Below are 8,090 nucleotides of genomic sequence, written 5' to 3' on the forward strand. Positions count from 1 at the left end.
ACAAGGAGGTGAACGACCATGTCCTTCGACGTTCAGGACCTGCAGGCGCTCCAGGAGCTCGAGCCCGGCGCCAACGAGGCGCTCCGGCTGACCCACTGCATCAAGCACTTCGGCTGCACCGACGGCTGACAGCCGAACCCGCCCGCCCGGACACGGGCGGGCGGGGCTCTGTTCGATCACGTTCGATCCAGGCGTCGATCACCAAGCGTTCGATCAGCAGGTGTTCGACCATGACAAGGACAGGCCAGGCCCGTGCACGATCGTCCCCTCTCCGCCTCGGAGAAGCCTCCCGCCCCCGGGACCTGGCGCAGGGTCGTGCGGCTGTTCATGCCGCACCGGCTCGCCATCTGCTTCGTCGTCCTGCTCGTCGTGGCCTACTCCGCTCTGAACGCCGCCGTCCCGTTGCTGACCCAGCTGGTCTTCGATCGGGCGCTGTTCGGCGCGGGCGGCCCCGACCTGCCGCTGCTCGCGCTGATCGCCGGCCTGGCGGCGGCCACCGCCTGCGCGGTGGGCGTGGTGGACCTCGGCCAGACGTGGGTGTCGGCCCGCGTCGCGCAGCACGTGGTGCACGCGCTGCGCGTGGAGCTGTTCGGGCGTCTCCAGCGCATGTCGCTGGCCTTCTTCGCCGCCACACGCGGCGGCGAGATCCAGTCGCGGCTGGCCAACGACACCGCTCAGATCGAGCACGCCGTCAAGGACACCCTGCCCAGCACGCTGTCCGGCGTCATCGGATTCGTGGCCGCCGCCGGCGCAATGGCGGCACTGTCACCCCTGCTCGCGGGTGCCGCCCTGATCCTCGCGCCGATCGTCGTCTGGGTGGCCTCCCGATCCGGGCGAGCGCTCAAGAACCTGTCGGAGGTCAGCCAGCGCTCCCGCGCGCAACTGTCGTCCATCGTGGCGGAGCGGCTGTGCCTGGGCGCCGTCATCCTTGCCAGAGTCCACGGCAGAAGCGCGGACGAGGCCACCGGGTTCGCCGCGGAAAGCCGGCGGCTGATCCGGCTCGGGGTGCGCTCCGGACTGGTGGCCCAAGGGGTGCTGAGCGCGGGACACGTCTTCTTCGTGCTGACCCCCTACCTGGTGTTCGTGGCGGCGGGACTGTCCGACGGGATCACCCCAGGCACACTGGTCGCCTTCACCGTGCTGCAGGCCAGGCTCTACCAGCCCCTGTGGCAGCTCCTGCACATCTCCACCGAGTTCCGCTCCGCCCAGGGAGCCTTCGAGAGGGTCTTCGACTACCTCGACATGGAGCCCGAGCCCGGGCTGGAGCCCGGGCCTGATCCGCGGCCGGACCCCGTCCCCGGGCCCGGCGCGCTCGCCGTCCGCGAGGCCACGTTCCGGTACGCCGCAGGGGAGCGGGACCGTCCGGCGTTGGACGGCGTGAACCTCACCCTCCCGGCCGGATCCACCACGCTGGTCGTCGGCCCGAGCGGCTCGGGCAAGACGACACTCGGCCACCTGCTCGTCGGCCTGCACGCGCCCATCGAGGGGTCGGTCCTGATCGACGGGGCGAAGATCGGCCGTCCGTCACCCGGGCAGGTCTGCATCGCCACGCAGGAGCCCTTCCTCTTCCAGGGGTCGATCGCCGACAACCTCCGATACGCCGCCCCCGACGCCACCGCGGACGATCTCGTGCGCGCTTGCCGGCTCACCCGCATCCACGAGCGGATCATGGCACTCCCGGACGGCTACGACTCGCTGGTGGGGGAGCGGGGGGCGCTGCTGTCCGGCGGCGAACGGCAGCGCATCGCCCTGGCCCGCGCGCTTCTGGCCGACGCGTCAGTGCTGGTACTCGACGAGGCCACCTCCGCGCTCGACCCGATGACCGAGCTGGAGGTCGTCGAGGCGCTCCTGGCCGAACGGGCGGGACGGACGACGGTGATGATCACCCACAGGTTCGGCGTGTTCGAGTCCTTCGACACCGTCGTGGCCCTGGACGAGGGCCGGGTAGCGGAACACGGAGATCGCCTCGACCTGCTCGGCGACCGGCACGGGTGGTACGCGCGGATGGTCCGTGCCCAGACCGGCGCACTCTCGGGCCACCGCGGTGCCGGAGGCGTCCTTGACGGTGATCTGCGGGCCTGTGACCGGCTCGCCGAACGTGGCCGTGACAGGTGCCTCGGGAGCGACGTCCGTTCCGGTCTGCCGGCTCAGCAGGAGCGCCCGGGTGCGGATGCCGGCCAGCGTGATGATCGATAATCCGGTACGGCAGTCGGCGCAAGGGCCCGGCGGCGACCTCGGGCAAGGACCTGGAGAAGGCGCTGGAGCGCGCTGTGGAGATCCTCGTAGTGGGTCTGGGGGCCATGCCGCTGCCACCACGGGCCCCGTCACCAGGGGCAAAGTAACTTTGAGTGACGACGGTTACGCGGTGCTCTCCCGACCGTGACCCCGGCCCCGAAGTAGATCAACCTGACGGTGGCGGCCTGGCTGCTGAGGGTGCCGAGGTGAACGCTTCTGGTCGGGGTTATTGGCGGGAGAGTGCGCGAGTGAGGCCTGCAAGGATGGTCGTTGCAAGGATCCACCCTGCAGTGATCATCGCGGCGGCGAGCCACTGTTGTAAGCCGCGCGGGCCGAAGGCGGTCTCCTGGCCGAAGCTGATGATCGGGAGGAGCAGGTCCAGGGTGTAGAGGAAGGCGTTGAAGGGTGGCGCCTCGCCCGGCTTGAAGGCCGGTGGCTGGTGGACGGTGAAAACGACCGCGCCCATGAGGAGAAGGGCTGCGAGCCAGAGCGCGGCACGGTAGGGGCGGTAGCCGTACCCGACGGTCAAGTCCTGCATGTACCCCCACAGCCGGACCCCGAGCCGTTGCCCCGACCGGCGGCGACGCTGTTTGGCCAGCAGCACGTCCCGAGCGGCCTCATCGTGACCATGCCTGCGGTAGACGGCGGCCAACTGCTCATACGGTTGGGGCTGGTAGGCCTCCTTGGCCAGCCAGCCAAGACGCTCCTGGACAGGCAGGGGAGCCTCCAGGCTGTCGTAGGTGAACCCATTTGTCTGCAGTTGAGCAGGCCACCGGTCAGGGATGTCATCAAGCACGCCGACTCGGGTGTGGCGAAGGTCGACGGCGCGGAGCAGTACGGTCTGTGGCCCGATCTTCAGCGAAGCCGCTTCGACACCACGAAGGTGAAGGTCACCGTCGATGGTGGTCTCCGCGAAGCACAGTGTGGCGGCGATCCGGGTATTTCTGATGGAGAGGGTTCCCTTGGCCGTGAAGCCTTCGCAGCAGTCGACGCCACCGCCCGTGATCACCTCCCACAGGGCCAGAACCCGCCCCCCGGGATTGCTGAGGGCAGCACCGTGAAACTCCACGCTGCCCTCGACTTTGGCGTTGATGAGCACGATCTCCCCATCGGCGCTGAAGCCCTCACTACAGCTGAGCCTGCCGGTTACCCCCAGCCGCCGCAGGGAAAGCGCCGTCGCACCCGGGTTGGACAGTCGCCCGCCGTCAAGGTTGACCGATCCGCGGACCTGCGTGGAGTCCAGGAAGACCTCTCCGGTCGCCACGAAGCCCGGGGTGGCTCGCAGTCCGCTGCCGATCTCCATCAGCGACGCGTTCAGCGCGCGTCCTCCCGGATGGGTGAGGGTCGCATGAGCGAAGGAGAGCGAACCTGTCATGTGGGCTCCGCGCAAGAGGACTTCGCCCTCGGCCGTGAAGCCGCCATTGATGAGCAGCCCGCCTTCGACGGTGAGTCTTTCCGCGTTCAGGGCGATGCCGTCGGGGTTGGACAGCCGGGCTCCGCTGAACACGCACCGACGTCCCACCCGGGCGTCCTGCACGCTCAGCTCGCCGTAGGAGTGGAAGCCGTGTCCACACGACAGCCCGCCGTCGACGACGATCCCCTCGGCGGTGAGGCTCAAGCCGCCTGACCGCCCGACACGCGCGCCATCGAGGGTCATCGTCCCGCCGATCCTGGCGCCTGCGACGCGTATCTCGCCGTCGATGACGGCGTTCGCAAACAGAAGATCGCGGTCGACGATCAGGCCGTCGGCATGGACGGCCAGATCTGCATGGATCACCGTGCCGCTGAGATTCATCGTCCCGGACACGTGGGCTCCACCAAGCCGAATCGGGCCATCCATCACGCAGCCTTCCAGACGCAGGCCCCCGCCGATCTCGGCGTCTACGGCCTGCAGTCCAGGCACCCGGGAGGCCGCGAGGTCGACCAGGCCGGTGCGGGCTCCGGTGAAGACCGGCGCTTCCTCGAAATCGCACCTGGTCAGGATCAGAGGGTGTTGTACCTCGGCGTACGACAGGTCCAACCGGCCGGTGATCCGGGCTCCGGACAGGTACATGCGGGGCGTCTGCCCTTCAGCCCGTTCCCGGGCGCCGAGCAGCATCCTTGCGATGACCGAAGCCCGAACGGGGGCGCCGGGAAGATCTACAGGGCAAGCTGCGGGAAACGCCTCCCAGAGGGCGAGTTCCGGTTCGGACAGATCCTCGATGATCACAGAACACTCCCAGAACGTCGCACGCGTCGGTAAGGAGATGCTCCAAGGTCACCACCGGCTTCGCAACCGTCATGCCCTGCTCATCCCCTTGTGCCACAGTGCGCGCGACCGGGCCGCCGACGGGAATCTGCCCGCCTGCGCAGACAGGCTTCACCCATGTACTCATCCGCGGCTGATTTTCTCCTCGTTGTTCGGGACTGAGGGCAACGTTAAAAATGGATCTTTGAGTTGCCTTAGAGTCCAGCTCGGCGGATACTCTCGCTGTGAAGGCGACCGAGCCTCTGCTGCCACGAGCGCAACTCACCGGCCTTTTCGATCAGATCCTGCGACACCGGCTCACCGTGGTGACCGCCGGCCCGGGTGGCGGCAAAACCTCGGCCGTACGCGGCTGGACGCGAGCCAGGCCTGATCATCCGGTGGCGTGGCTGACATGGGCTGACGACGCCACCCTCATCGAAGAGATCTGCCAAGCCCTGGGCGCGCCGGCTGGGTGGATCCGCTCCGCCGGACTCGCCGCCGAGCTGGCCGCCGCAGTCTCCCGGCCGACCATACTCGTCATCGACGAGGTGGAGCGGATCGAGCCGGGCACCCCTGGGGCGCGTCTGGTCGAAGAGCTCTGTCACCACGGCGGCGACGACCTTCACCTGGTGTTGATCTCACGCTCCGCCGTGCCCTTCCCGATCCAACGCCTGCGCGGCCTGGGGCACGTCTTCCAGGTGTCGGCGGAACAACTGGCCTTCACACGTGCCGAGACTCGCTCACTCTCCTCGATCGTTCTGGGGTCGGATGACCTGGCGGAGGAGGTTCACGAGCTCACCAAGGGGTGGCCGGTCGCTGTACGGCTCACGCTGAGCTGGCTGAGCGGCTTGCCCTTGTCGGACCGTGCCAAGCGGGTCGCTGCCACGCCGCTGTTCGACTACCTGGTCGAGGAGGTGGTGAAGGATGAGCATGAGAAATTCCTTCGCGCGACCGCTCGGCTGCCTTGGTTCACCTACGAGCTGTGCCAGGCGATGGGGGTCGCTGTCTCCCGCGAGGAGCTCCGCGCTCTGGCCGCCCAGCACATCTTGATCACGCCCTGCGATCAAGGTTATGTGGTGTCGACCTTGGTCCGGGAGTTCATGGGTGATGTCGGCCGGGTGTCGGTGGCGGCCCATTGGTATGAGTCGCAGGGGTTTGTCCGGGAGGCACTGGCGGTTTGTGAGGATCCCGGCCATCGGGTGGGGATGATCGAAAGGTGGCATGCATCGCTGCTTGCCGAGGGTCACGCGGCTGAGCTTGTTCGGGCTTGCGCTGCCGTGCCAGAGGAGTCGCGGACGTGTGCCGTGGATCTGGCCGAGGGTCAGGCTCGCCAGGTTCAGGGTGATTGGGCTGGCGCGTTGGAATGCCTTCGCCATGCCGATGCCACTGACCCTGCGGTGGCTTGGCGGATGGGGATGATCTATTACCAGCGGGGGGACTATAAGGCGGCGTTGTCGGCTTTTGAGCTGGCGGGCGGCTTTGACAGCTCAGGGTTACCCTTGCCCACGTCGACCCCCTCCCTCTCGCCTCCTCCATCGCCCACCCTCACCCACTCCCCTTCACCCTCTTCTCGCACCTCCGACCGGGCGATGTTGCTTGCCTGGTCCGCCAGCGCTCGCTGGCTGGTCGGCGAAAGCGCGGAGGCGACCCGGCTGGCCGAACAAGCCCTGGCGCTGGCCACCCTCTGCAAGGACGAACGCGCTGCCGCATGCGCCCACACCGCGCTGGCCATGGTCACCCACGACGCCGGCGACGGGGCCGGAAGCGAGCGGCACAGCGCCCTCGCTCTCGCGGCCGCGGAGAGCTCAGGAGACCTGTTGCTGTCCGCCCGCGTCCTGGCCAACCGCGCCGCGAGCCGCGCGGAGGAGGCCCGCTACGAAGAGGCCATCGCCGACTCGGACCTCTCAGTACGGCGAGCGGACCTGGTCGGAGCCCCCGTCAACGCCGCGATCGCCCTGCACAACCGCGCCGAGGCACTCATGGGCCTGGGCAGACTCGACGAAGCCCTGGCCGACTTCCAACGGGCACGCGACATCTTCAGCCGAGTAGGCAGCGACAAGCTCGGCCACCCACTGGCCGGGCTCGGCAAGGTCTATCTGGAGCGCGGGGAGCTGATGCATGCACGAATCAGCTTCGAAAACTCCCTGAAGCACGCCGAACAACTCCAGAACGCCCATCTAACCCAGACAGCCCTAGCCGGACTGGCCCGTGTCCACGCGGTCGACGATCCGGCGCTCGCCGTACAGCTGGCCGAACGCGCGGTCGCGGCAGGCGGCGGCTCCAGCCGGGTGGACGCGCTCCTGGCCGCCGGCTGGGTCTGGGCAGAGACCGGCGACCGGACCAAAGCCGGCGCCTACGCCCAATCCGCCCGCGAGGCGGCCGTCGGCCGCCGCGACCGGGCCATGCTGGCGGAAGCCTTGGAATTATCGGCCTTCACTGTGGCCGAATCCCCTGACGAGCGAGCAGACCTGCTAGCGTCCGCAGCCGAGATCTGGGCGCAGATCGGCAACCCTGTGAACATCGCGCGTAACGCTTTCGCCCGGGCGCGGCTCAACGGCTCCGGCCTTCACGAGGCGGAACAGGAGCTCCGTCGCGTCGGCATCCGCGGGCCGCACAGCTCTGGCGCCGGCCTGCTTCGCGGGATCACGCTGCTCGACCATGGCGCTGTGCGGTTCTGCATGCTGGGTGGAGTACGGCTCAGCCGCCGCGGCAGCGCTGTCGAATGGCAGTCCCGTAAGGCGCGTGACTTGCTGACCTGGCTGGCGTGCCAGCGCGGCCGCCCTGTCGCCCGGGAAGCGGCGATGGAGATCCTCTGGCCGGGCGAGGACCCCGCGTCCTGCTCCAACCGGCTTTCGGTCGCGCTGTCCACCGTGCGCTCGGTCCTGGATCCGCAACGGAAGTTCGGCCCTGGGGAGTTCGTTCGCGCCGACAAGTACAGCATCCAGCTGGTCGGACTCCGAACCGATGTAGAGGAGTTCCTCTCCGCTGCCGCTGAGGCGCTCGCCTCTCAAGATGAGGATCTCCTTGTCGCGGCTGAAGCTCGCTACACAGGGGATGTCTGCGAGGACTCTCCTTATGCCGAGTGGCTGGAGCCTCTTCGTGAAGAGGCCCGTGCCGTACACCAGGCCCTGCTTCGAGAACTGGCTTCACTCGCGGAGGAGGCCGATGACCCCGACAGAGCGGTTCGCTACCTGCTTCGATTGCTCGAGCGGGATGCCTACGACGAGGCGGCCCACCTGGACCTGGTTCGAACGTTGACCGGGGCTCGCCGCCATGGTGAGGCGCGTAGACGCTACCGGCTCTATGCCGAGGCGATGAGGGAGCTCGATGTTGAACCGGCCCCGCTCAGCCTCACATAAGCGACTCGGCACGGCCCTTGAGGACTCCATCCACAGGAGGCAGGGCCCGTAGACTCACAGGTCGCAGACCCGCACCAGGCTGCGGACCCGCACGCCGAGAGGTGCTGAGCCTGGACATCGAGGATCTGGCCCCGGAGTCCGCCGCGGCCGCGTGGTCTCCAAGGGCGGCGCCACCGAGTACGTGCGCTGGGGCACCGGCACCGCCCGAGCAATGATCGAAACCTGTGGATCTGCCGGGAAGGGGTGTACCTTCCCGAATCATCTGATCA

Annotated in this window: 3 protein-coding genes; 2 read left to right on the forward strand and 1 reads right to left on the reverse strand. The window is 68.2% G+C overall.

Annotated elements, in window-relative coordinates:
- Positions 1 to 252: 252 nt before the first annotated feature.
- Positions 253 to 2,196 carry an ABC transporter ATP-binding protein gene (locus ACFSKW_RS35300; RefSeq protein WP_379577305.1) on the forward strand — a complete coding sequence of 648 codons (1,944 nt, stop codon included), beginning with the start codon at positions 253 to 255 and terminating at the stop codon, positions 2,194 to 2,196.
- A 265-nt stretch (positions 2,197 to 2,461) separates the two neighbouring features.
- Here the strand turns inward: ACFSKW_RS35300 and ACFSKW_RS35305 are convergent, their stop codons facing one another.
- A complete protein-coding gene (locus ACFSKW_RS35305) occupies positions 2,462 to 4,444 on the reverse strand; it encodes a hypothetical protein (protein WP_379577307.1) in 1,983 nt (660 codons plus the stop codon).
- 263 nt (positions 4,445 to 4,707) lie between these two features.
- Between ACFSKW_RS35305 and ACFSKW_RS35310 the strand changes: the two genes are divergently transcribed.
- Positions 4,708 to 7,821, forward strand: coding sequence for a tetratricopeptide repeat protein (locus ACFSKW_RS35310; protein WP_379577309.1), 3,114 nt, complete (start codon positions 4,708 to 4,710; stop codon positions 7,819 to 7,821).
- Positions 7,822 to 8,090 lie beyond the last annotated feature (269 nt).

Source organism: Nonomuraea mangrovi, assembly GCF_042681425.1.
GTDB lineage: Bacteria > Actinomycetota > Actinomycetes > Streptosporangiales > Streptosporangiaceae > Nonomuraea > Nonomuraea mangrovi.